Annotated in this window: 17 protein-coding genes, 2 tRNA genes and 1 riboswitch; of the genes, 5 read left to right on the top strand and 14 right to left on the bottom strand. The window is 27.6% G+C overall.

What is annotated here, in order from left to right:
* Nucleotides 1-155: 155 nt before the first annotated feature.
* The 4 genes from J7M87_RS03420 to J7M87_RS03405 form a co-directional block, all read right to left on the bottom strand.
* Nucleotides 156-3,389 carry a sensor histidine kinase gene (locus tag J7M87_RS03420; RefSeq protein ID WP_291648671.1) on the bottom strand — a complete coding sequence of 1,078 codons (3,234 nt, stop codon included), beginning with the start codon at nucleotides 3,387-3,389 and terminating at the stop codon, nucleotides 156-158.
* A gap of 183 nt (nucleotides 3,390-3,572) precedes the next feature.
* Nucleotides 3,573-3,648: transfer RNA gene (locus J7M87_RS03415), tRNA-Trp, on the bottom strand.
* Between the two features lie 211 nt (nucleotides 3,649-3,859).
* Nucleotides 3,860-3,935: transfer RNA gene (locus J7M87_RS03410), tRNA-Trp, on the bottom strand.
* Nucleotides 3,936-3,987: 52 nt separating this feature from the next.
* A complete protein-coding gene (locus J7M87_RS03405; RefSeq protein ID WP_291648669.1) occupies nucleotides 3,988-4,866 on the bottom strand; it encodes a zinc ABC transporter substrate-binding protein in 879 nt (292 codons plus the stop codon).
* A 378-nt stretch (nucleotides 4,867-5,244) separates the two neighbouring features.
* Here J7M87_RS03405 and tsaE point away from each other — a divergent pair, with 378 nt between their 5' ends.
* Genes tsaE through rimI form a run of 3 tightly spaced genes read left to right on the top strand, consistent with a single transcriptional unit; the run spans nucleotide 5,245 to nucleotide 6,864 of the window.
* Entirely contained in the window at nucleotides 5,245-5,706 is a 462-nt protein-coding gene (tsaE, locus tag J7M87_RS03400) for a tRNA (adenosine(37)-N6)-threonylcarbamoyltransferase complex ATPase subunit type 1 TsaE (RefSeq protein ID WP_291648667.1), read from the top strand.
* On the top strand, nucleotides 5,703-6,419 hold the full coding sequence (gene tsaB, locus J7M87_RS03395; RefSeq protein ID WP_291648665.1) for a tRNA (adenosine(37)-N6)-threonylcarbamoyltransferase complex dimerization subunit type 1 TsaB: 717 nt from the start codon (nucleotides 5,703-5,705) through the stop codon (nucleotides 6,417-6,419). Before tsaE ends, tsaB begins: the two co-directional genes overlap by 4 nt.
* Complete coding sequence (gene rimI / locus J7M87_RS03390) at nucleotides 6,403-6,864, top strand: ribosomal protein S18-alanine N-acetyltransferase (protein WP_291648663.1); 462 nt, start codon at nucleotides 6,403-6,405, stop codon at nucleotides 6,862-6,864. The genes tsaB and rimI overlap by 17 nt, the downstream gene beginning before the upstream one ends.
* 26 nt (nucleotides 6,865-6,890) lie before the next feature.
* Here rimI and J7M87_RS03385 read toward each other — a convergent pair whose 3' ends face one another.
* On the bottom strand, nucleotides 6,891-8,273 hold the full coding sequence (locus J7M87_RS03385; protein WP_291648661.1) for an MATE family efflux transporter: 1,383 nt from the start codon (nucleotides 8,271-8,273) through the stop codon (nucleotides 6,891-6,893).
* 908 nt (nucleotides 8,274-9,181) lie between these two features.
* Between J7M87_RS03385 and J7M87_RS03380 the strand changes: the two genes are divergently transcribed.
* Nucleotides 9,182-9,784, top strand: coding sequence for a GGDEF domain-containing protein (locus J7M87_RS03380; protein ID WP_291648658.1), 603 nt, complete (start codon nucleotides 9,182-9,184; stop codon nucleotides 9,782-9,784).
* A 38-nt stretch (nucleotides 9,785-9,822) separates the two neighbouring features.
* On the opposite strand, the gene J7M87_RS03375 is transcribed toward J7M87_RS03380, so the two are convergent.
* Complete coding sequence (locus J7M87_RS03375; protein ID WP_291648656.1) at nucleotides 9,823-10,425, bottom strand: ECF transporter S component; 603 nt, start codon at nucleotides 10,423-10,425, stop codon at nucleotides 9,823-9,825.
* A 220-nt stretch (nucleotides 10,426-10,645) separates the two neighbouring features.
* A riboswitch (FMN riboswitch) is annotated at nucleotides 10,646-10,763 on the bottom strand.
* Between the two features lie 429 nt (nucleotides 10,764-11,192).
* Nucleotides 11,193-13,358, bottom strand: coding sequence for a Tex family protein (locus tag J7M87_RS03370; RefSeq protein ID WP_291648654.1), 2,166 nt, complete (start codon nucleotides 13,356-13,358; stop codon nucleotides 11,193-11,195).
* A 624-nt stretch (nucleotides 13,359-13,982) separates the two neighbouring features.
* Between J7M87_RS03370 and J7M87_RS03365 the strand changes: the two genes are divergently transcribed.
* The gene (locus J7M87_RS03365) at nucleotides 13,983-15,338 is read left to right on the top strand and encodes a M28 family metallopeptidase (RefSeq protein WP_291648651.1); all 1,356 of its coding nucleotides are present in this window, start codon (nucleotides 13,983-13,985) and stop codon (nucleotides 15,336-15,338) included.
* A gap of 70 nt (nucleotides 15,339-15,408) precedes the next feature.
* Here J7M87_RS03365 and prfB read toward each other — a convergent pair.
* The 7 genes from prfB to J7M87_RS03330 all read right to left on the bottom strand — a co-directional run bounded on the left by prfB (nucleotide 15,409) and on the right by J7M87_RS03330 (nucleotide 24,229).
* Nucleotides 15,409-16,510, bottom strand: a protein-coding gene (gene prfB, locus J7M87_RS03360; RefSeq protein ID WP_291648649.1) for a peptide chain release factor 2 whose coding sequence is annotated in 2 segments (ribosomal slippage) — nucleotides 15,409-16,431 and nucleotides 16,433-16,510 — 1,101 coding nt in all. Because the reading frame shifts where the segments join, the coding sequence is not laid out codon by codon here.
* A 74-nt stretch (nucleotides 16,511-16,584) separates the two neighbouring features.
* Nucleotides 16,585-19,098 (bottom strand): preprotein translocase subunit SecA, encoded by a 2,514-nt coding sequence (secA, locus tag J7M87_RS03355; RefSeq protein ID WP_291648647.1) that lies wholly within the window; start codon nucleotides 19,096-19,098, stop codon nucleotides 16,585-16,587.
* 237 nt (nucleotides 19,099-19,335) lie between these two features.
* The gene (raiA, locus tag J7M87_RS03350; RefSeq protein ID WP_291648646.1) at nucleotides 19,336-19,872 is read right to left on the bottom strand and encodes a ribosome-associated translation inhibitor RaiA; all 537 of its coding nucleotides are present in this window, start codon (nucleotides 19,870-19,872) and stop codon (nucleotides 19,336-19,338) included.
* Nucleotides 19,873-20,346: 474 nt separating this feature from the next.
* On the bottom strand, nucleotides 20,347-20,577 hold the full coding sequence (locus tag J7M87_RS03345; protein ID WP_291648871.1) for a phosphoribosyltransferase family protein: 231 nt from the start codon (nucleotides 20,575-20,577) through the stop codon (nucleotides 20,347-20,349).
* A gap of 212 nt (nucleotides 20,578-20,789) precedes the next feature.
* Entirely contained in the window at nucleotides 20,790-20,990 is a 201-nt protein-coding gene (locus tag J7M87_RS03340; protein WP_291648643.1) for a hypothetical protein, read from the bottom strand.
* Nucleotides 20,963-21,985: a hypothetical protein gene (locus tag J7M87_RS03335; RefSeq protein ID WP_291648642.1), complete on the bottom strand. Its 1,023-nt coding sequence runs from the start codon at nucleotides 21,983-21,985 to the stop codon at nucleotides 20,963-20,965. The genes J7M87_RS03340 and J7M87_RS03335 overlap by 28 nt, the downstream gene beginning before the upstream one ends.
* 15 nt (nucleotides 21,986-22,000) lie before the next feature.
* Complete coding sequence (locus tag J7M87_RS03330) at nucleotides 22,001-24,229, bottom strand: ATP-dependent RecD-like DNA helicase (RefSeq protein ID WP_291648640.1); 2,229 nt, start codon at nucleotides 24,227-24,229, stop codon at nucleotides 22,001-22,003.
* Nucleotides 24,230-24,358 lie beyond the last annotated feature (129 nt).

The raw sequence follows: 24,358 nt of genomic DNA, 5'->3' as shown, positions 1-24,358 counted from the left end.
AGGTATTGCCTGCTTTACAGTAACAATCCACATACTTATTTATTTATTATAATATCATTGTGAACAACTACTGTCAAGCGTATACTATCATGATTTTGAATATTTTTCCATGAGTAATACACTTAAAATCACTATAAAATTAACACATAATATCCCTAATATTTAACTGGTAATATTATTATAAATTCGCTACCCTTTCCAGGTTCACTCTTAACAAATATCTCTCCATTATGTAATGCAACTAACTGCTTCGTTACCGTTAATCCTAGGCCACTTCCTCCATATTCTTCTGAAATATCATTATATGCTTGTCCAAATCTATCAAATATAGACTCATGATATTTTTTCTCTATTCCAATTCCAGAATCCTTAACAGATATTTTTACCTTCTTATCTAAATCTACTATTCTTACTTCTATTTTTCCTCCTCTTGGAGTAAACTTAACTGAATTTCCAACTAGATTTACAATACATTTCTCTATTTCACTACTATCACAGTATATTATTTTTTCTTCCACTTCTGGATCAATTATTAATTCTATCCCATTTGCTTCAATAAAATCCTTCATAGATAGAACAATTTCCTCTACTAAATAGACAATATCATGTTTTTCTATATTTAGCCTATATGATCCTGACTCAATTTTCGATGTATCTATAATGTTATTTATTAGCTTTAATAATCTATCTGAATTTCTTCTTAAAGTACTCATATAATATGAAATCTTTTCTTTTGGTATATGATTATCGTCCTCATTTAACTTAGTTATTAATTGCTGAGTTGATATAATAACATTAAGTGGAGTTCTTAATTCATGAGATAAATTAACGAAATAATTATTTTTATATTTTTCATTTTTTATTAGCTTATCATATAACTGTTTGTTTTCTTTAAACTTATTATTTAACTCATGAGTTCTTTGTTCAACTAAACTATCTAATATCTTTACTCTATTCCAGATTATATATATTACTAAAAAGGCAATTAAAGTATATATTACATAAGCTAATGGTGTTTCCCATGGCTTCATTTCAACTTTAAAACTTACCGTAGTCTCCTTACTCCAATCGCCGCTTGAGTTTCTTGCAACAACTCGAAATTTATATGTACCTGAATCTAAGTTTGTATAACTTACATAGTTTCTATCATCAGAAAAAATCCAATTTTCATCTAATCCATCTAATTTATATGCATATTGAATTTTGCTTACATTTCTATAATCAGGCATAAAAAAGTTAAATTGTATATTACTATTTTTATATCCTATTTTTATCTTTGATATATCTAAAATTTCTTTTTCACCACTATAGATACTATCAATTATTACATTAGGTGAGTATTTTTTTTCCTCTAATTGACTTGGATAAAAACAAGTAAGCCCATTAATTCCACCGAAAAACATTTCCCCACTATTACTTTTAAAATATGAGTAACCATTAAATTCATTTCCTTGTAATCCATCTGTAACATTATAATCAACAAACTTATCATTTCTTATATCAAATTTTGATATACCATAATTTGTACTCATCCATGGATTATCATCATCATCTATTAAAATACCATATATAAAATTATTTGATAAACCTGAGTTTTCTGTATACTTATGAAATTTTTCAGTACTTCTATCGAATTTATTTAATCCATATTGACTTCCTATCCAAATATTATTTTTACTATCGACTGCTATAGCTTTTAATGCATTAAAGCTTATACTATCTTTATCTTCTTCATTATTTCTATAGCTTTTTATCTCATTTGTATTTTTATTTAATCTAATTAATCCACCATCCAAGGATGAAGCTATCCATATAATTCCATCCTTATCTTGAATTATATCCGAAAACATATTTTCAGTTATTCCATTTTGAATCAAAATATTCTTGTATGATTTAAATGTACTCTTTCTATCAAAAGTACATAGTCCATCTCTAGTCCCTATCCATAAAATACCTTCATCATCAATATATAGTGTTCTAACATCATTAGATACTAAGCTATTTTCATTATCCTCATCATAATATCTAGTAAACTTCTTTGTTAATTTATCATATTTACTCAATCCAAATTCTGTTGCTATCCAAATTTCATTTCCTATTCCAACTATATCTCTTATATTGTTATTGCTTAAAGAAAATTCATCATCTGTGCTTTTGAATTTAGTTATATTTCCGCTTTTTCTGTCTATTACATTTAATCCTTCATGCACTGTTCCGACCCATAAAAGGCCTTCATCATCTTCATATATCCCAGCCATCATATTTTCACTTAATGAATTATCATTAAAAGGATCATTTTTATAATTTTTAAATGAATTTTTAGGATTAAATAAACTTATCCCATCATAAGTTCCAACCCAAATTGCTCCTGATTTATCTTCAAATAAACTTAATATATTACTACTAACTATACTTTGCGGATCATATACTTTAGATTTATAGTTAATAAATTTATTTTCTTCCTCGTTCAGTCTACTTAATCCATTATTAGTTGCAATCCACAATTCATCTCTGCTATCTCTTAATATGTATCTTATAAAATTTCCTGCTATGGAAGAGTCATCATGAGGATCATTTTCAAACTTTTCTATTTTACCAGTTTTTATGTTAAGTTTATTCAACCCTCCATTATATGTACCAATCCAGATATTATCTGAATTATCAGCATATAGCTTAAATATGAAATTATCACTAATAGAGTTATCTCCTCCATCAGAATAGTATTTAATAATTTCTTTTGAATTATTTGATATTTTATTTAAACCATTATCAGTTCCAACCCAATAATCACCATAGCCATCTTCTACAATAGAATATACAAATTGACTACTTAATGAATTTATTTCATCTACTGAATTATATAATCGTGTAAAATTATCATCTTCTTCATTATATAAATTTAATCCGTCTTCTGTTGCTATATATATATCGCCTTTTGAATCTACTAATATTTCTGTTATATTGTAGTTTGATAAATTACACCCATTTATTCCTGGTAAATATGTTGTTATTTCATTTGTATTCATATTTATCTTATTTAGTCCTCTAGATGTACCTACCCATATATTTTCTTCATAATCTTCAGTTATTGCAGAAATATAATTACCACTTATACTATTTGGCTTATCTTTACTATATCTAAATACTTCAAATTTATTTCCATTGTATCTATTTAATCCATCTGCCGTTCCAATCCACATATATCCTTTACTATCTTGGAATAAATACTCTACTGATGTTTGTGATAATCCATCTTCTATTGTTATTCTTTTAAAATTTATATTTTTATCATCATTTGTTATGGCAAATGTATTAGTAGCGCTCATATTTATTATCATAATAATACTTACTATAAATATAAGTATAACTTTATATAACCTTTTTCTCATATTCATCCCTCGTAAAATTTTAAGATTCTTATAATTAAGTAAATATATTATATCAGATTTATCTTATATTTATATAAATTTATAGTACATTTACATAATTATTTACATTTTTTTATAAAAAAATAAATAATTATAATAAAAAATAATAAAAATAAGAGAGTGTAATATCTACACTCTCTTATTTGGCAGGGGCAGTAGGAATCGAACCCACAACCAACGGTTTTGGAGACCGCTACTCTACCAATTGAGCTATACCCCTTCAACAAAACTTATTCTATCATGACATTTTAACACTTGTCAATAAAATAATTTACTTATCTTTCAAATTTTTTATGTATTATTTAATATATTGTTTAAGTTACTAAATTTTATATATTAAAAAACTCCATTATTATTTAAATATATTTTTTAATTTATACTAATAAAAATCTTTAAAAAAATAAATCGATAATTATCATTATCGATTTATTTGGCAGGGGCAGTAGGAATCGAACCCACAACCAACGGTTTTGGAGACCGCTACTCTACCAATTGAGCTATACCCCTTTGCAACAATAATTATTATATCTTATGTATACATAAAAATCAACCATTAATGTTAGTTTTTATTTTTTATACTATTAATAATCTTAGTAACATTATCTTTTAATATATTATTGTCCCCTTCAGTACTCAATTCTATAAAAGTACAACTTATTGAAATTTTATTTTTTAAGTCATCCAAATTTCCTAATTTATTGTCATGAATAAATATAATGTTAGAGTTCTTACTTTCATTAGCTATGTCATTAATCTCTTCATTATTCTTTATCTTTTCTACTTGGATTCCAAGATCCCTAAATAAATAATCAAACTTGTCACTATCTGTAACAATTAAATAATTCTTATAATTATTTAATTCTTCCTTTGATTTAGTTAAAAATTCATCTAAGTCCTGAATAATGGTATTATAATTTTCTTCATAATAATTTCTATTTATAATATCTCTTTCTTGCAATGCTGTCTTTATATTATATAAAGCAATCTTATATTCATTAAATCCTAATAAATAATAAGGATTTTCTTTATTATCATCAGATAACTCTCTAGTAATTGCTCTTATACCTCTACTCATATTTATAATACCTATACTTGAATTTTTTGCACTATCTATTATATCATCTATCCAAGTTTCATAGCCTAATCCATTATATATAAATAACTCCATATTTAATATGTTACTTTTAACATTATCACTAACCTCAAAAGATTCCATATCACTTTCATTACTAAACAAATATTCAACGTTATGTTTATTTCCAACCAATGCTTTAGTCATCTTATATTGTTCTTTGTTAACTGTTAATATATTTAAAAACGTCTCTTTTTCCTCATCAAATTCATCAGTAGGATTAGCCATTAATGGATTATAGGAAAATGTCAGCCCCAAAAATAAAATAGAAGTAAAAATAACTAAAGCATATGTTAACTTCTTCATAAACCTTTCCTCCAGGAAACAAATAATTGTAGATGTTTTAATTGATATATCTATTTTCTCAAAATATCAAAATACAATCACATACTACATAATTTTTTATATACGTTGCTAAAATTCTAACTTTCTTTAAATTCTATCATATAATTATAGCTTGATTAAATGTCAAATATTTATTACAACTTATATACTTTCATAATATCTTATCACCTATAAATAAAAATTACAATTCTATTACATATTAATTACAATTCCAATTATATTAATATTTTACTATATATAACCCTCAAATACCATATTATGTATATTATTTTACCTTTCTTTTTTTTCGTATTTTGGATAGAATATATTAATATAGAATATTTAGAAAGGAGCCTTCTTATGCATTTTTATGTTAATGATATAGAAGAAACCACAAAAATAGGTTTTTCTATAGGTAAACTACTAAATCCTGGGGATATAATTTGCTTAACTGGTGATTTAGGAACAGGAAAAACTCACATAACTAAAGGAATAGCTAAGGGTTTAGATATTGATGATCATATAACAAGTCCAACATTTACTATAGTTAATGAATATGATTCTGGAAGACTAAAACTATACCACTTCGATGTTTATAGAGTTAGTGACCCTGATGAAATTTATGCCATAGGTTTTGATGATTATATATTTTCTGATGGTGTTTCCATAATTGAATGGGCAAATTACATAGAAGAAATTTTACCTAAAGAGTACTTACATATATTAATTGAAAAGGACTTATCAAGAGGTGAAAACTTCAGAAAAATTTCTATTACTCCATATGGAGAAAGATATGATTATATAAAGGAGTTAGTCTTATGATAGTTTTAAGCATAGATTCAGCCTCTAAAGTAGCAACAGCTGCTCTTTTAGATGAAAATAACTTAATAGCAGAATATACATTAAATAATAAAATGGAACACTCTACTTTAATAATGGACATGATAGATAAATTATTAAAAGATTCTAATTTATCAATTGATGATATAGACGGATTTGTCGTATCAAAAGGTCCTGGATCATTTACTGGACTCAGAATAGGCATGGCTACAGTTAAAGGGTTAAGTTTCGGTTCAAACAAGCCCTATATTAGCATTTCTAGCTTAGATGCCCTTGCATATTCTCTTATAAGTTTTGATGGCATTATTTGTCCTATAATGGATGCTTTACGAGATAGTGTTTATACATGCTTATATAAAAATAATAATGGTAGCTTAGAAAAATTAATTGATTATTCGGCACTTGATCTAGATGAATTAGTTAAAGTTCTAAAGGAAAAAGGTGAAAAAGTCATATTTACTGGAGATGGCTTAACTAAGCATAAGGAATATTTATCAACTAATCTTCCTAATGCATGCTTTGCCCCTAATCATCTTAGTATAATAAGAGCATCATCATTAGGAGATTTAGGTATAAAATTATTATCAGAAAATGTGTCTGATGAATTAAACTCTTCTCCTTTTTATCTAAAAAAGCCTCAAGCACAAAGAGAATTAGAAAAAAGGTTAGCATTAGAAAATGAAAATAAGCTATAGTTTGATGACTGAAAAAGATATTGATGGTGTATTCGAAGTTACAAATTTATGCTTTTCTATGCCCTGGAGCAAGAGTTCTATTACTGGTGAATTAAATAATCCCTTAGCAAAATATATAGTTGCTAAAAATTTAGAATCAAATTCAATAGTTGGATTTGTTGGTGCTTGGATAGTTGTCGGTGAAGCTGATATAACTAATATAGCTGTTCATCCAAACTATCGAAAGCTTGGAATTGGAAGTAAACTACTTTCTTCCTTAATAGTTCTTTGTGAGGATTTAAATTGTTCTTTAATAAATTTAGATGTTAGAGTTTCAAATATTTCTGCCCAAAATCTCTACAAAAAATTTTCTTTTATAGAAAATGGTCTTAGAAAGGGATATTATGAAGATAATAAAGAAGATGCAATTTTAATGACTTACTTTTATAATAAGAAACAGGTATAAACTTTAATGTTTATACCTGTTTCTTATTAATTTGCTTTTTTAAGCAATTCCTCTTCATCTTCTATTTTTGCTTTAACTTTCATACTCTTTACCAATATAAAAATAGTTATTGCAGTTGATAATACATCACTTATTGGCTGAGCAATCCATACTCCATCTAAACCTAATCCAAAAATTCTTGGAAGGATAATTATAAAAGGAACTAATAAAATTACCTGTCTAAGTAAACTTAAAAACATTGCAGTTTTAGCTTCTCCTATAGATTGTATGTAATTTGAACCAGTTATTGATATTCCCACTATTGGAAGCATAAGTAGATATATCCTCATTCCTTTAACTGATATATCCACAAACTTAGGATCTTTATTAAATATTCCTATTATCGCCTCAGGGAATAATTGAACTGCAATAAATGCAATTACTAATATTATTGTAGCTACTGTAGCTGAAAGTTTAAATGCCTTTTGAGCTCTTTCTTCTTGTTTTGCACCATAATTAAATCCAATTATAGGCTGTGCACCTTGATTTATTCCAAAGATAGGCATTAAACACATTAAACTTACAGATGATATAGTTGCCATAGCACCTATTGCTATATCAGTTCCATACGCCTTCAAAACATTATTAGCTATAACTTGAACTAAACTTGCTGCTATTTGCATAGCAAATGGTGCTGCTCCAATTGATAATATCTTTAAAGTTATTTGTTTGTCTAACTTTAAACTTGATTTAACAAATTTCAAATTAGACTTTCCACTAATATAGTACCATAACCCTATAACTGCTGTTACAAGTTGTGATATAACTGTAGCTACTGCTGCACCTTGTATCCCCATATTAAATATAAATATAAATACTGCATCTAAAATTATATTAGTTACGCATCCAATTACCATAATAGTTGCCGCTAGTTTAGGATTTCCATCCCCTCTTATAGTATTATTTAAAGTAAATGCTACCATATTAAATATTGTTCCTAATAAAATTATATATATATAAGCTTTTGCATAATATAAAGTTTCATGACTAGCACCAAATTTTGTTAAAATTATATCTCCAAAAACCAATCCTCCAATTGTTAGTATAAGAGATAAAACAATTGCTAATGTTATAGCATTTCCAATAACTTTTGATGCCTCCTCTTTCTTTCCCTGCCCAAGTTTTATTGATATTGTTGTTGTGGCACCTACTCCAACAAGCATTGCAAATCCAAGTATAATCGTTGTAATTGGCATTGTTACACCAACACCTGTAATTGCTAATGAACCTACCCCTGGTATATTTCCTATAAAAACTCTATCAACTACATTATATAATGCATTTACAATCATTCCTATTATAGCTGGTACAGAATATTTTAATAATAGTTTTCCTATTGGCTCTTTTGCAAGTAATTCTTGTGTTCCCATCTAATCACCTCTTCTTAATTTTATGTTTAATTTCATCGGATAAAATCTCTTATTTCAATATACATAATTTATATATTTATAAAAAAAAAGAAACTACTCATATAAAATTTAAAGTTGAGCTAATTCCTTGAAAAATTTATATTTCCTTTTATTTAAACAATATATATTTGTGCTTCCTTCTTATATATTATTTGTTATCTCTTTTAAATTTCATCCTAATATAGTATGCAACTGTTTTAAATTATATCATATTTAATAACTGTTGCAACTAATTTTATATAGTATTGAATTTCAAAGTAATTTTATCAATATATAATTCCATTCATACATATACTATAAATAATATATAATATTACATCATGTAAGGAATTAAAATGGATAGGATTATTCAAACTCAGGTTAATATAATGTGCCTTTTTACATTACTTATGCTCATTTTTCATAGTTATGTAAAGCTTGATATGAAAAAATTGTCTAATAAACTATTCTTAAATATTTGTACAATAACCTCTTTTATACTAATTTTAGAAATTCTAAGAGTCTTTATAAATATTAATACATCAAACTATAAATTTATATGTATTAATAAGTTAATTAATACCTTACTATTTATAGCTTCACCAATTCCTATATATATGTGGAACAAATATTTATTGATATGGATCAGTAAAAAAATCATTACTCTTAAGATAAAAATAAGCTATTTTGAAATACCTTTGATCATAAATACCACAATACTTATTTTAAATTTAAAATACAATATAATTTTTTCAGTCGATAATTCAAATTTATATAACCGTGAAAAACTTTTTATAATTCCATTCTTAACTTACACACTATATTATATTAATAGCTATTTAATCTTAATAAAAGAAAGAAGTAATCTCTCTAAGGATATATGTAAATTTTTGCACATACTTTATATTTTTCCGATTTTAGCATTAGTAATACAATTATTAATACCTCAATTTTTATTATTTTGGAACAGTATCGCAACTATCCTTGTATTTACATATATTTTAGTGCAACAAGAACTATTAGAAACAGATTCCTTAACTGAAGCTTTCAACAGAAATTATTTTAATAGCTTTATTTCCAAAATAAATAAATTTAACATCAATCTATATGGGATAGGTGCAATAAATATAGATTTAGATGAATTTAAATATATAAATGATACCTATGGTCACCAAGCTGGTGATATGGTCCTTAAAGATTTTGTCCTTATATTAAATAAATCCTTTGGAAAAAAATCAAAGATAATTAGAATGGGTGGAGATGAATTTTTAGTTATTATAGAAAATACTTGCACACAAGAAATTGAAAGTGATTTAAGATTATTAAATTCTATAATTGAATCTCATAATTCCAATAGCAAATATGCTATTAAATTTAGTTCTGCATATTGTATTTATTCTGATGACTTTGATGACATATATGATTTCTTTAATTACATTGATAATAAAATGTATCAAAATAAATACTTAAAAAAGACAGATGATACTAAATAAAGCTAACTATTAAAAATCTAATAGTTAGCTTTATTATTTTATATCGAATTTAATTTACTTTTTCTAGAATTATCAAAATTTGAATCTACCTTAAAAATAGATGAAGAAACTCTTTTATATAATACGTATGTTATCCCACATACTAATATAGACTTTATTCCATTAAAAGGTAGTAATCCTATAGTAACATATTGAACTAATTCATCTTTTACCATATTCATTCCAAATGCAGGTAATAATAAATATACATTTGCTATTATCCCTATAATTTCTATTGATAATGTTCCTAATGCCATTCCAAGTAATGCATTTTTTCTACTTTTATTTCTATGATAAACCCATGCTGCTGGAGCTACTAAAGAAACTCCTACTATAAAATTAGCAAGTTCTCCAACAAAATACGTTGATGTTCCCTTAACTATTAAAATTAATAAATTCTTTATCAATTCTACAACAATACCTGCCATCGGTCCAAAAGCAAATGCTCCCATAAGTGCTGGAATATCACTTAAGTCAATTTTGAGCCATGGAAATGGTAGAAATGGTATTGGAAAATCAAAGTACATAAGCACCACTGCTATTGCACCTAAAAGTGAAATTTTAATAAATTTGTTTAGGTTTTTGTTTTGTTGATTATTCATTTTTTCTCCTCCCAAAAGTCTATCCCCTGGGGCAATGGGTTAGATTACATAATCAGTGAAATGACATTAATTTAACAATCTATTTTAATAATTTACCCATCTTATCTTAATTAGATACATATTAATAAATAAAAAAGCCCTGATATATTAAAATACATCAGGGCTCAAAATCCATAAGAAATAAGATGTGCCTAAAATAAATATTAAGCAATATCTAACCACTTACCTTCTTTCATCCAGACTATACTGTCGGCCTCGGAGTTTCACCGAATCATGCTAAAACTTAGCTCGCGGGCTATACCGCCGGTGGGGAATTACGCCCCGCCCTGAAGATAATTTATTTACACTCATATTATATGCCTTACTATACCTTTTTGCAAGTATCTTTTTTAACAATTGTTATAAATTGAGAATTAAACTTAATGAGGCTAATTCTTAATTTAACGGTGTAAAGTGACAGAATATAAGTTGGCGAAGATAAATAGACGGTGGAATAAGCATATAGCGAGCAATTAGAAGTACTTGGCGAAGGAAGAACTACTAGGCTTTAATGTTGCTTAATTGTCTGAGCGCAGCGAGTTAACCAAAACTCTTGGCATAGTAGTTATTCAAAAATTTAATAGGAACATCTACTTCAGACAAGCTTCAGTAGATGGGCTTTCATACTAAGTTCAGCTAGCTTCACTAAGCATTTAATGCCTGCGTATCTATTTAGCTTATGGAACATATCTAGTTATCGTAGCCCTTATATTCTCAATTTATAACTATTATTCAGTAATGTCTTTCATTGATAGTGAGATTCTATTTCTCTTACTGTCTACTTCTAATATTTTAACCTTTACTATATCTCCAACTTTAACAATATCTAATGGATGCTTTACAAACCTATTAGCCATTTGGCTTTTATGAACAAGGCCATCTTGATGGACTCCAATATCAACAAAAGCTCCAAAATCAGATACATTTCTTACCGTTCCCATAAGTATCATACCTTCTGATAAATCTTTTAAATCAATTACTCCAGTCTTTAAAATAGGTTTTGGCATTTCCTCTCTTGGATCACGACCTGGTTTTTTAAGTTCTTTTATTATATCTGACAAAGTAAGTTCACCAACTTCTAATTCTTTAGAAATATTTAATATACCTTTCTCTTTTACTCTTTCATCTATATCTTTAAGCTTATTTTCTTTTAAATCATCTTTTGTATATCCTAATAATTTAATTAAATTTCTTGCTGCATCATAAGATTCTGGATGAACTGATGTATTATCTAAAGCTTCATTGCTTTCCATAACTCTTAAGAACCCTGCACATTGCTCATAAGCTTTTTGTCCAAGTCTTTTTACCTTTAATAGCTCTTTTCTATTTTTAAATCCGCCTGCTTCATCTCTATAGCTTACTATATTATTTGCAATGCTTGAATTTATACCAGCAACATAAGTAAGTAATGATGGGGTTGCAGTATTTAAATCTACTCCAACCTTATTAACAGAATCTTCAACAACACCCTTTAATGATTCATCGAGTCTTTTAGGTGTAACATCATGTTGATATTGCCCAACCCCTAAGGCTTTAGGATCAATCTTAACTAACTCAGCCATAGGATCTTGTAACCTTCTTCCTATAGAAATTGCTCCTCTTACTGTAACATCTAAATCTGGATATTCCTTAGTAGCAAGCTCTGAAGCTGAATAAACTGATGCACCAGCCTCTGAAACTATAACATATGCTATTTCTTTCCCTGTTTCCTTTTTTATTTCTGATATTATTTCAGATACTACTTCTTCTGACTCTCTTGAAGCAGTTCCATTTCCTAATGAAATTACTTCTACATTGTACTTCTTTATTAAATCTTTTAATATATCTTTAGTTTCTTTAACTTTGTTTTGCGGAGCCGTTGGATATACTGTTGACTTATCTAAGAACCTTCCAGTACTATCTAATATAGCTATCTTACAACCTGTTCTAAATCCCGGGTCATACCCCATAACTACTTTTCCCTTTATAGGAGGTTGCATTAATAATGCCTTTAAATTTTCCTTAAATATTTTTATAGCTCCTTCTTCACCTATATTAGTAAGTTCACTTCTAACTTCTCTCTCTATAGATGGATATATCAATCTTTTTAAAGAATCTCTTATTGCTAACTTTAAATATTCATCAGTAATGCTATTATTTTTTAATATTTCATTTTCTAAGTAACTTATTATTTTATCTTCATTCACTGCTATTTTTACTGATAATATTTTTTCTTTTTCTCCTCTATTTATGGCTAGAATTCTATGTGGTGGTATTTTAGCTACTTCTTCACTATAGTCGTAATACATCTCGAATGGTGTATGTTCATCGCTTTCACCTGTTGACTGTATCTTACCTTCTCTGAATACTAATTCCCTTATCCACTTTCTATATTTCGCTTCATCAGATACTTGTTCTGCTATTATATCTAAAGCTCCATTAATTGCATCTTCTTTACTATTAACACCCTTTTCTTCATCAAGAAATTTAAGTGCTTCACTATTTAAATCAGCATTAAATTCACCGCTTGATATAATATCTGCAAGTGGTTTTAATCCTCTTTCTAACGCCATAGTTGCTCTTGTTCTCTTCTTTTGCTTATAAGGTCTATATATGTCTTCTACTTCTGTTAAAGTCTTTGAATCTTCCAATGCCTTTACTATGTCATCATTTAATTTTCCTTGCTCATCTATAAGTCTTAAAACATCTTCTTTTCTTTCTTTTAAATTTCTAAGATATATAAGTCTTTCTTGAAACTTTCTTAATACTTCATCACTTAAGGCACCTGTTTGTTCTTTTCTATATCTTGAAATAAAAGGAACGGTATTTCCATCATCAAGCAGTGATATTACATTCTTTACTTGGGTTATACTTATTCCTAATTCAGATGATAATCTTTCAACAATATCTACCATAAAGTCCTCCTATGCTATAGCAAAAATTTTTCTCCAAATTTTACATAATGATATTATAATACAATATCACACTTTTATGTAACATATAATTTATTTTTATAAATATATTAATAAATATTGAATATTTACTTTAAGTACAATATTGATATTATGTAAAATTAAGTTTATAATTAAGTTGTAAAAATTTTACAAACGGGTGGTAATATGAATAAATTTATAATGATAATTAATAAAATAATAAGTATACTCCTTATCTTCTTTATAGTCTTTATTATACTAAATGAATATTATGTGATAGAATTCTCGACTACTTTAAAGTATGTTTTGTATTTCTTAACATTAATACTTATACTTATTTCTTCTACAAAGGAAATAATAGTCAATAAATCTGGATTATCTAAGTTTATAAACTGCGTAATATTATTTTCATCAATAGTTGGTGGTGTTTTTTCAATAGTTACAAACCAAATAAATATCTTTATTTATATATGTATTCTTTTTTCTCTAATATATGGATTTATAGAATTAGTTTATAAAAAGGCCTAAATGACTTCAATTATTTTTTTCATAATCTCATGCCTCGAGTAATAGTATTAAATATAACTATTATTTGAGGTATATTTTATGAAAAGAAAATTGTTTTATTCTGTATCGCTAGTTACTAGCATAGTACTTTTATCTATTTCTATATTTTTTAATTTTACATATTCGCCTTTTAATGCTAATAATGTAAAAGAAAATATTGCGATATTTTCTTCTGAAACTTATGGTGGTAGACTAGCTGGTAGTGACGGTAATTTACTTGTTGGAGAAATAATAAGAAAAAACTTTGAGGATAACAAACTAGTTCCACTTAATGAAAGTTATAAAGAGAGCTTCAAAGCACTATGTCCAATAAACAATAATAGCTCTCCATATCTTAAAATATCATTAGATGATGAAGTTATTGAAACCTTAAAGTATGGTGTTGACTACAAAGAGGATATGCTTAATTTTAAGATCAATAGCCTAAGCTTTTCTGAGGATGATAAAGTAAATATTTATACAAACTCAATAGAAGTTGTAACTGATGAAGGAAATTGTTTATTTTATGTAGCTCCTAATAATGATTTTTCATTTAGAAGCTCATTTATGAGTAACTTTCCTTATGATATGATAGTTTCAATAACAACTGATACCTATAATAAAATACTGGATTCAGTTCGCTCTGGGCTAACAGTTTCTGTTAATTTACCATTTTCAACTTCTGAAAAAGAGCTAGTAAATATAGTTGGAGTTCTAAAAGGATCTTCTAGCGATCTTCCCCCTCTTGTTTTAACTGCTCATTATGATCACTTAGGTCAAGATGGTTTAAAAAATACTTATAGTGGTGCTTTAGATAATGCTTCTGGAACAGCCTTTTTATTAGAGCTACAAAGATCTATTACTAGCTTTGGAACTCCAAAAAGAGATATAATTTTCGTTGCTTTAAATGCTGAAGAATTTGGTTTACTTGGCTCTAAAAGTTTTGCAGAAAATAATCTTGAAAAACTTAAAGATGCCGAAGTAATTAATTTTGATATGATAGGTAGCGACAATTATCCGCTTACTTTAATGCTTGGAGCCTCTTATAAAGATAAGGATTCTGAACTACTTAACTCTGTTGAAAAAATCTCTAAAAAAAATAATATTGATACTAATGTTGTTTACGAAGATTCAAGTGATCATGCCAGCTTCAATAATTTAGGTATAGATGCTTTAAGCTTTTCTCATAGTGATATGACTAAAATTCACACACCTAATGATACTGTTGATTATATAAGTGTTGATGCAATAAACAGTGCTTATAGTGTTATAGAAGATAAAATAAATGAATCTTGTTATGGAGCAATCACTTTATTTTTCCATAATAAAACTTCATTATTTGTATTTGCAATAATATTTGGCTTCTTAGCTTCAGCACCATTTATATCATATATAAAAAAGAAGAAAATAAGTTAATAAAATGAACACCTTTGAATATTGGATTATATCTAATATTCAAAGGTGCTCTTCAATTCCATTAAATTTTCTAGTTATTATTTTTTAAATATGCATTAATAAAGTTATCTATTTCACCATTCATAACTGCATTTAAGTTAGCCGTTTCTTCTCCAGTCCTATGATCTTTAACCATGTTATATGGATGGAACACATATGATCTTATCTGACTTCCCCATCCCATGTCCTTTAGCTCACCTGTTAAATCTTCTATTTTTTCTTTATGAGCTCTTTCTTTTAAGTCTATAAGTTTAGATTTAAGCATAGACATAGCTGTATCTTTATTAGAAAACTGACTTCTTTCACTTTGGCATTGAACAACTATTCCAGTTGGCAAATGTGTTATTCTTATTGCTGATTCAGTCTTATTTACATGTTGGCCACCAGCACCACTTGCTCTATAGGTATCTATCTTTAGATCTTCACTTCTTATTTCTATATCTTGATCTTTTGTTAATTCAGGAAGTACTTCAACTGATGCAAAAGAAGTTTGCCTTTTACCATTTGCATTAAAAGGAGATATCCTTACTAATCTATGAATTCCCTTTTCAGCCTTCAAGTAACCATATGCAAATTCGCCTTTCACCTTTAATGTTACACTCTTTATTCCAGCTTCATCGCCTTCTAAATAATCAATAGTTTCTACCTTAAAACCTCTTTTTTCACACCATCTTGTGTACATTCTAAGTAGCATTTCAGTCCAATCATTTGCATCACTTCCACCTACTCCAGCATGTAAAGTTAATATAGCATCATTTCTATCATACTCTCCTGATAAAAGTAGTTCTATCCTATAACCTTCTACAGCTTTTTCTATAGACCTTATTTCTCTTATAACTTCATTTATAGATTCTTCATCTTCTTCATCTATTAATTCCGCCAGTATCTCTACATCTTCAACTCTTGATACTAGCGATTCATACATCTCTATTTTGTCTTTAATTCTTTTACTTTCCTTTGTAACTTCTTCGGCTCTTTTTATATCTTCCCAAAATCTATTTTCCTGCATTTGAAGCTCTAATTCATTTAATTGCTTTTCTAGTGCTTCTTTGTCAAAGAGAAGCCCCCATTTCTTTTATAACTTTCTTTATATCATTAAGCTTAGCTAATTCTGATTCTAACTTAATTATCATATAATCACCCTATCTTTTTTAAATTTATTGAAAATAGCTTACTAGCTTTAAAAAAGTGCCCAAAGGGCACTTTTTTATACTTCTCTTCCACAACAGTTTTTATACTTCTTACCACTTCCACATGTACACAAGTCATTTCTACCTACTTTAGGTTCATTTCTAACTGGTTGTTTTTTTACATCTGAATCATCCCCACCATGGCTTGCTGATGTTTCTTCTGCAACTCTTTCTCTTTCAACGTTTTTTTGAACTTGAATATGGAATAAGAATTTAATTGTATCGATCTTTATTCCATTAATCATTTCTTCAAACATAGAACTACCTTCCATTTGGTATGCTTGTATTGGATCTAATTGCTTATATGCTCTAAGTCCAATACCTTGCTTTAAGTGATCCATGTTATCTATATGATCCATCCATTTTTGATCTACTACTCTAAGAAGTATTACTCTTTCAACTTCTCTAAAGTGCTCTTCACCAAATTCTTCTTCTTTTTCATGGTAAACTTTAATTAATATATCTAATAACTTACTAATTATTTCATCATTAGATAATTCCACTAAATCTTCAACTTTAACTACTCCATGAGGTAAGCATATATCTTCTAAGTATTGAATTAACTTTCCTATTTCTTCTTCAAAGTTTTCATTTACACCATCTAAATGAGTTTTAACTGCATCAGATACTATTTCATTTACCATTCCATTAATTTGTTCTCTTAAGTCTTTTCCTTCTAAAACTTCAGATCTTTGTTTGTAAATAACTTCTCTTTGCATATTCATAACATCATCATAACCGATAAGATTCTTTCTTATGTCAAAGTTATTACCTTCAACCTTCTTTTGTGCATTTTCTATAGCTTTACTTACCATCTTATGATCAATAGCTTCATCTTCTTCTAATCCTAACTTTTCCATTAGCCCTTGGATCTTTTCTGATCCAAATATTCTCATTAAATCATCTTCTAAAGAAATATAGAATACTGATTCCCCTGAATCACCTTGACGACCTGATCTACCTCTTAATTGGTTATCTATTCTTCTTGATTCGTGTCTTTCTGTTCCTATTATTTTAAGTCCACCAGCTTCTTTAACACCTTCTCCAAGCTTAATATCAGTTCCTCTACCTGCCATATTAGTAGCAATAGTAACGCTACCTAATTCCCCAGCATGAGAAATTATCTCAGCTTCTTGTTCATGATATTTAGCGTTAAGCACTTTATGTTTAATACCTCTCTTCTTTAGTAAAGAAGATAAGTACTCTGATTTTTCTATACTTACTGTACCAACTAGAACTGGTTGACCTTTCTTGTTAGATTCTATTATCTCTTCTATAATAGCATTATACTTTCCTTTTGTATTTTTATATATTAAATCACTCTTATCTATTCTGGCAATTGGTCTATTGGTTGGAACAACTATTACATCTAATGCATAAATTTCTCTAAATTCATTTTCCTCTGTTAATGCTGTACCTGTCATACCAGATAACTTATTATACATTCTAAAGTAATTTTGGAATGTTATTGTAGCAAGAGTTTTTGATTCTCTTTCTATTTTAACTCCTTCTTTAGCCTCAATAGCTTGATGAAGTCCATCTGAATATCTTCTACCTTCCATAAGTCTACCTGTAAATTCGTCAACTATTATTACTTGACCATCCTTCACCATGTAGTCCTTATCTATTTTCATTCCATAATTAGCTTTTAATGCTTGAGTTATATAATGTTGTAATTCTAAATGATCTGCATCTGCATAGTTATCTATCCCGAATGCTCTTTCAGCTTTTTCTACCCCTGAATCAGTTAACATTACTGAATTAGCTTTTTCATCAATTGTATAATCTGTCTCAGCTAATAATTGTTTAACAAAATTGTCTGCAACGTTATAGAATTTAGTCGATTTTTCTCCAGCTCCTGAAATTATAAGTGGCGTTCTAGCTTCGTCTATAAGTATTGAGTCAACTTCATCCACAACTGCAAAGTTCAATTTTCTTTGAACTTTTTCTTCTTTGTAAATTACCATATTATCTCTTAAGTAATCAAAACCAAACTCATTATTAGTTCCATATGTTATATCAGCAGCATATGCTTCTCTTCTTTGCTCAGATGTTAATCCATGAACTATACATCCTGTACTTAATCCTAGAAAATTATATAACTTACCCATCCACTCAATATCTCTTGTTGCTAGGTAATCATTAACTGTTACTAGATGTACACCTTCTCCTGTTAATGCATTTAAATATACTGGTAATGTTGCAACTAAAGTCTTACCTTCTCCAGTTTTCATTTCTGCAATTCTTCCTTGATGAAGAACCATAGCACCTATAAGTTGAACTCTATAGTGTTTCATACCTAAAACTCTCCATGCAGCTTCTCTACATACCGCAAAAGCTTCTGGTAATATATCATCAAGAGTTTCACCATTTTCTAATCTTTTCTTAAACTCCTCCGTCTTTGTTTTTAGCTCATCATCTGATAAGCTTTGCATAGTTTGATCTAAGGCTTCTATTTTATCTGCAATTTTTTGTAACTTTTTAACTTCTCTCTCACTATATGACCCAAATAACTTTTCCAAAAATCCCATTATAATTTTCCTTCCAATCGTTTTATTTTATTAATTAGTTTAATCATGTACATGCATTTTATTTATCAAATCTCATGTATTTTATTTATCAAATTTAATTTATTGAATTTCATTTATAAATTATACCATTTTACTAACAATTAATTCAATAAATAAGTTACTTTTTAATAACATTATAACTAAAAAGGAAGTGCATTGCACTTCCTTTTATTAATTAAATTTAATATTCATAAAATTTTAAATATAATCTGGTTCTAATAAGCCATAATCTCCATCTTTTCTCTTATATACTACGCATACCTTATTTGCTTCTGAATCTTGATATACAAAGAAATTATGTCCTACTAATTCCATTTGAAGTACTGCCTCCTCAACTGACATAGGTTTAACTCCAAATCTTTTTACTTTAACAACTTCTCCATTTGCCTCTGCAACTTCATCGCTTAAAGCAACTTCCTCTGCTTGTGGGAATCTTAATGACTCATTGTTTCTTCTAGATAATTTTGTTCTTTGTTTTCTAATTTGTCTTTCTAACTTTGCAACTACTAAATCAATTGATTTGTACATATCTTCAGTTGATTCTTCAGCTCTTAGTATTATTCCATTAAACGGTATTGTTATTTCTACCTTTTGTTTATTTTTTTGTACTGATAAAGTAGTTTTTGCTTCTACCTCTGGATCAAAATATCTTTTTACCTTGGAAAGCTTTTTCTCAACCATTTCCTTTAATGCTGGTGTTGCTGTAGTATTTTTTGCTATTACTGAAACTCTCATATAAGTTCATCCCCTCTCTATAAGCTTAAACCTTACTCAGTAGTCTTAAACTTGTTTGTTTATGTTTATATTATACTACTTAGAAACCTTTTCAATCAAGATGAATATGAGCAATTGACAGAAAATTCACTTTATTTTACTCAATAAAACTTCTGTTTACTCTTTGTTTTATATATTTTTTAATTTAAAAAATTTTAAATTTCTCTGCTCTTATATGTATAAAAAATAGCCACTAGTAAATACTAATGGCTATTTTTTCGTAAAGTTAGCTGACCTGGATTTTGACCCCACACTCGCCTACTGGAGCTTTTGCTACTCGGAATTACCCTCTCACTACTAACCCTCTCAATTTTCTTGGTAGGACTTACTTCTATACCGCACCATGCTCATTAGGAATTTTTCCAAACTTACGTGGATCGTTTTGCCTGCGACTGGCATCGACTTTCATCCACAGACCTAAACTTTACATTATTATTATATATAACTTTTTGCAACTGTCAACATTTTTATAGAATTAACCCCACTTTTTTTTAGTAGGTTTTCACATTCAAATAATGTCGCACCTGTTGTTATTACATCATCTATTAAAATTATATTTTTATTTTTTATATTTTTATTGTTCTTAATCCCAAAAGCTCCTTCTATATTTTTAAATCTATCTTCTTTTGATAAAGTTTTTTGCTCTTTTATATTTTTTACTTTAATTATATCTCTATATATCGGTTTATTTAATCTTCTACTTATCTTTTGTGCTATAAATTCACATTGATTAAATCCTCTATTTTTTAAAGCTTTTTTACTGCTAGGAATAAATAATATTGCATCTACATTAATATTATTTTCATTTATTAACTCACATAAATAATCTGCTAATATATTTCCAGCTAAAAAATTTTTATTGTATTTAAATTCAAGTATTATTTTTTCATTACTCCACTATAATATCCATATGATAATACCTTAGATTCTTCCTTTACTCTCATTATCTTACTTTTACATATAGGACATAATCCTATAACTTCATTATCACAGGAAATACATTTATTTTTAGGTGGATATATTATATCTAGTAATTCATCTATAATATCTCTTAATAGTTCAATAAGCCCTTTTCCCATATTTCTTTGTTATATCCCCTTGCCATTTCTTTAGCCAAGTCCATATCCTCCGATATTTCCTTTCCAACAAGGATTACTTCTCCTATTTTATTATCGCTTGCGTCTTTTCCCACATCAGCACAAAAATATATTATTTTTTTATAACTATAAAATATTTCATCAGAGAATAATGCAACTATATCTATACTCTCTGAACCTGTTTTATATTCTCTAATATTATTAGTGATAATAAAAACACTTTTATTTTTTAATCTGTGTAAAGAGTCTATCTTCTTTATATTCTCACCTCTAAAAAATTTTACTATTTTTATATCCTTAATCTTTAGTTCTTGTGTATAATAATCAAATAACTTATTAATTTTTTCTTCACTGGGAACATATATTATAACCTTACGATTATTACTTTTAAACCACATTAAATAATCATATAGTGTATAAGGCATATCCTCATCTAATTTTACTCTAGTTGTAATCATTCTAGGCTCTACAAAAGGCGTATTTCTAGTCAAATCGGAAACTGATATACATCTACCCATATTAACTATTTTTTCTATAGACAATATTATCATCCTTTTACTACATAAATATAAATCTTCAACATATTGTCTAAACTCTTCCTTTGAAATAAGTGAGTATATACTTATATCGTCAATTATACATAGTTCATAACAATTATTTATTTTATTAATATTTTCAAAATTTACAAATACTAAATCCTCATTACCTTCGTTCTCTTCCATATATGAATATCTAAATTTATAATCACTTATTTTTAAATCTTCTATTATTTCTTTATTAAAATCTTTTCCTGCCCACACATATAATACTTTTTTATTTTGTTTTAGTATCGACTTTATTAACGGTAGAAATATAAATGTACTATTATATGGATTAGTTATTATAGTTAGTATTTTTGATTGTTTGTTATACCACTTATTTATCTTAGATGTACAATTATTAAACTCTTTTAGGTTTATTAATTTTTTATCTAACATTTAACCTCTCCTTATTTATTCACTAAACATGTCTTGATTGGTAATATCTATTATTCTATCTCTAAGTGAAGAGTATCTCTCCATACTTCTTGTGTTAGATACCATATGTTTTAAAGCCTTTGGAATACCAACAACAACTACAAGTTCTTTTGCTCTAGTTATAGCTGTATATAATAAATTTTTATTCATTAACAATGGTGATCCCATAAACGCTGGAGTAATTATTACCTTAAACTCGCTTCCTTGGCTTTTATGTATAGTAATTGCATATGCTAGCTCTAATTCATCCAAATATATGTAATCATAAATAACTTTTCTTTCATCATCAAAAATTATAGTAATTGTCTTCTCTTCTTCATTTATACTTTGAATAAAGCCCATATCTCCATTAAAGACACCTACACCTTCATTCTCCCCACTTCCATTAACTCTAATCCATTTTAAAGAATAATTATTTTTAGTTTGCATCACTTTATCTCCTTCTCTAAAAATAACTTCTTTTAACTCTTTTTCTTTCTTGCTAGGTGATTTAGGATTCAAAACTTCTTGAAGTTTATTATTCAAATTTTGCACACCTAATATTCCTTTTCTTGTAGGTGTTAATATTTGAATATCCCTATACTTATCCCACGCTTTCTTAAAGTTAGGTAATCTTCTATTTATTAAATCTATTATGGTAGATAATATTAAATCCACATTGTCTTTATTTTCAAAAAAGAAGTCACCATCTCTTCTATTTATATACGGCATTTCACCATTATTAATTTTATGCGCATTTGTTACAATAAGACTTTCTTCTCCTTGTCTAAAAATATCTTTAAGTCTTACCACTTTTATAAAATTACTTTCTATTAAGTCCTTTAATACATTTCCTGCCCCAACTGACGGTAATTGATCTACGTCACCAACTATTATTAATCTTGTTCCAAGTTTTATTGCTTTAAGCAAACTATGCATAAGCATTATATCTATCATAGATGCCTCATCTATTATAATTACATCAGCTTCTAATGGTTCCGATTCTCCCTTTCCATAATAAGAATTTTCATCTTCACTTACTCCCATTTCTAATAGCCTATGAATTGTTTTTGCTTCTCTACCAGTAGATTCAGTCATTCTCTTAGCTGCTCTTCCTGTTGGTGCCCCTAATAAAACCTTCATACCATTATTTTCATATATTTCTATGATAGATTTTATAATTGTAGTCTTTCCAGTTCCAGGACCTCCAGTTATTATCTCTATCCCATTGTCAAAAGCACCTACAATAGCCTCTCTTTGGGAGTTTGCAAATTTTATTTTATTTTTTCTCTCAAAAGCTTCAATTTCAAATTCAACATCTGTATTTATAGTTCTAAAATTTTCTATACTTAATGTAATTATCTTATTTGTAACACCTAATTCACAGTAATAATATGGCAATGAAAATACTGCTTCTATATTATTAATTTTTTCTATTTTTATTTTTGTTTCTAGTGCTAAGTTATATAAGTTTTCTTCTACCATTTGTGCTGGCACAGCTAATATCTTAGATACTTCATCAATTAAATTATTTTTAGGCATATATGTATTACCTGATGCTGAAAATTGATTCAATATATATCTTATTCCACTTTGTATTCTAAATGGTGATGTTGATTCTATTCCAAGGCTCTTTGCTATTCTATCTGCTGTTATGAATCCTATTCCCGATATTTCATCTGAAAGAATATAAGGATTTTCTGAAACAATAGCCTTAGCATCTACACCAAACTTTTTATATATTTTTATACATTGATTAGTTGTCATTCCATGACCTTGAAAATAAATTATTATATCTTTTAAATCCTTTTGCTCTATATAAGATTCATAAATTATTCTAAATTTCTTCTCTCCAATTCCCTCAATCTCTTGAAGTCTTTCAATATGATTTTCTAATATATCTAAAGTTTCTTCCTTAAATCTATCTACAATTTTTTTAGCAGTTATAGGACCTATTCCATGAATTATACCTGTACTCAAATATTTTTTAATTCCATCAATTGAATCTGGTAACACTTCTTCATATTCATCTATATTAAACTGACGCCCAAATTGCTTATGAAGAACCCATTGTCCCTTTAACTTAACATGTTGCCCTTCCTTTAAAAAAGGAACTATTCCAACTGCATTTATACAATCTTTATCTATCCTTACCTTTGATACAACATACCCTGTATCATCACTTTTGAATACAATAGATTCTACTATTCCGTTTAGACATTCCATGTTATCTCTCCAAATCTTCTAATAATATTTTAATCTCACTATTTTTATTATATAATTATATCATATATAAGTTGTAATAAAGATTATACATTTATTTAAATCTTATTATATTTAATGTGATATAATTAA

The organism is Clostridium sp., assembly GCF_017888565.1.
Taxonomy (GTDB): domain Bacteria; phylum Bacillota; class Clostridia; order Clostridiales; family Clostridiaceae; genus Clostridium.
Note: the sequence above shows the minus strand (reverse complement) of the source record. Positions and strands in the feature narration are given on the sequence as shown.

What these genes read in the sequence shown, in the direction of transcription:
- J7M87_RS03420 (WP_291648671.1), bottom strand. Translation starts at nt 3,389, where the DNA reads ATGAGAAAAAGGTTATATAAAGTTATACTTATATTTATAGTAAGTATT.
- J7M87_RS03405 (WP_291648669.1), bottom strand. Translation starts at nt 4,866, where the DNA reads ATGAAGAAGTTAACATATGCTTTAGTTATTTTTACTTCTATTTTATTT.
- tsaE (WP_291648667.1), top strand. Translation starts at nt 5,245, where the DNA reads ATGCATTTTTATGTTAATGATATAGAAGAAACCACAAAAATAGGTTTT.
- tsaB (WP_291648665.1), top strand. Translation starts at nt 5,703, where the DNA reads ATGATAGTTTTAAGCATAGATTCAGCCTCTAAAGTAGCAACAGCTGCT.
- rimI (WP_291648663.1), top strand. Translation starts at nt 6,403, where the DNA reads ATGAAAATAAGCTATAGTTTGATGACTGAAAAAGATATTGATGGTGTA.
- J7M87_RS03385 (WP_291648661.1), bottom strand. Translation starts at nt 8,273, where the DNA reads ATGGGAACACAAGAATTACTTGCAAAAGAGCCAATAGGAAAACTATTA.
- J7M87_RS03375 (WP_291648656.1), bottom strand. Translation starts at nt 10,425, where the DNA reads ATGAATAATCAACAAAACAAAAACCTAAACAAATTTATTAAAATTTCA.
- J7M87_RS03370 (WP_291648654.1), bottom strand. Translation starts at nt 13,358, where the DNA reads ATGGTAGATATTGTTGAAAGATTATCATCTGAATTAGGAATAAGTATA.
- J7M87_RS03365 (WP_291648651.1), top strand. Translation starts at nt 13,983, where the DNA reads ATGAAAAGAAAATTGTTTTATTCTGTATCGCTAGTTACTAGCATAGTA.
- secA (WP_291648647.1), bottom strand. Translation starts at nt 19,098, where the DNA reads ATGGGATTTTTGGAAAAGTTATTTGGGTCATATAGTGAGAGAGAAGTT.
- raiA (WP_291648646.1), bottom strand. Translation starts at nt 19,872, where the DNA reads ATGAGAGTTTCAGTAATAGCAAAAAATACTACAGCAACACCAGCATTA.
- J7M87_RS03340 (WP_291648643.1), bottom strand. Translation starts at nt 20,990, where the DNA reads ATGGGAAAAGGGCTTATTGAACTATTAAGAGATATTATAGATGAATTA.
- J7M87_RS03335 (WP_291648642.1), bottom strand. Translation starts at nt 21,985, where the DNA reads ATGTTAGATAAAAAATTAATAAACCTAAAAGAGTTTAATAATTGTACA.
- J7M87_RS03330 (WP_291648640.1), bottom strand. Translation starts at nt 24,229, where the DNA reads ATGGAATGTCTAAACGGAATAGTAGAATCTATTGTATTCAAAAGTGAT.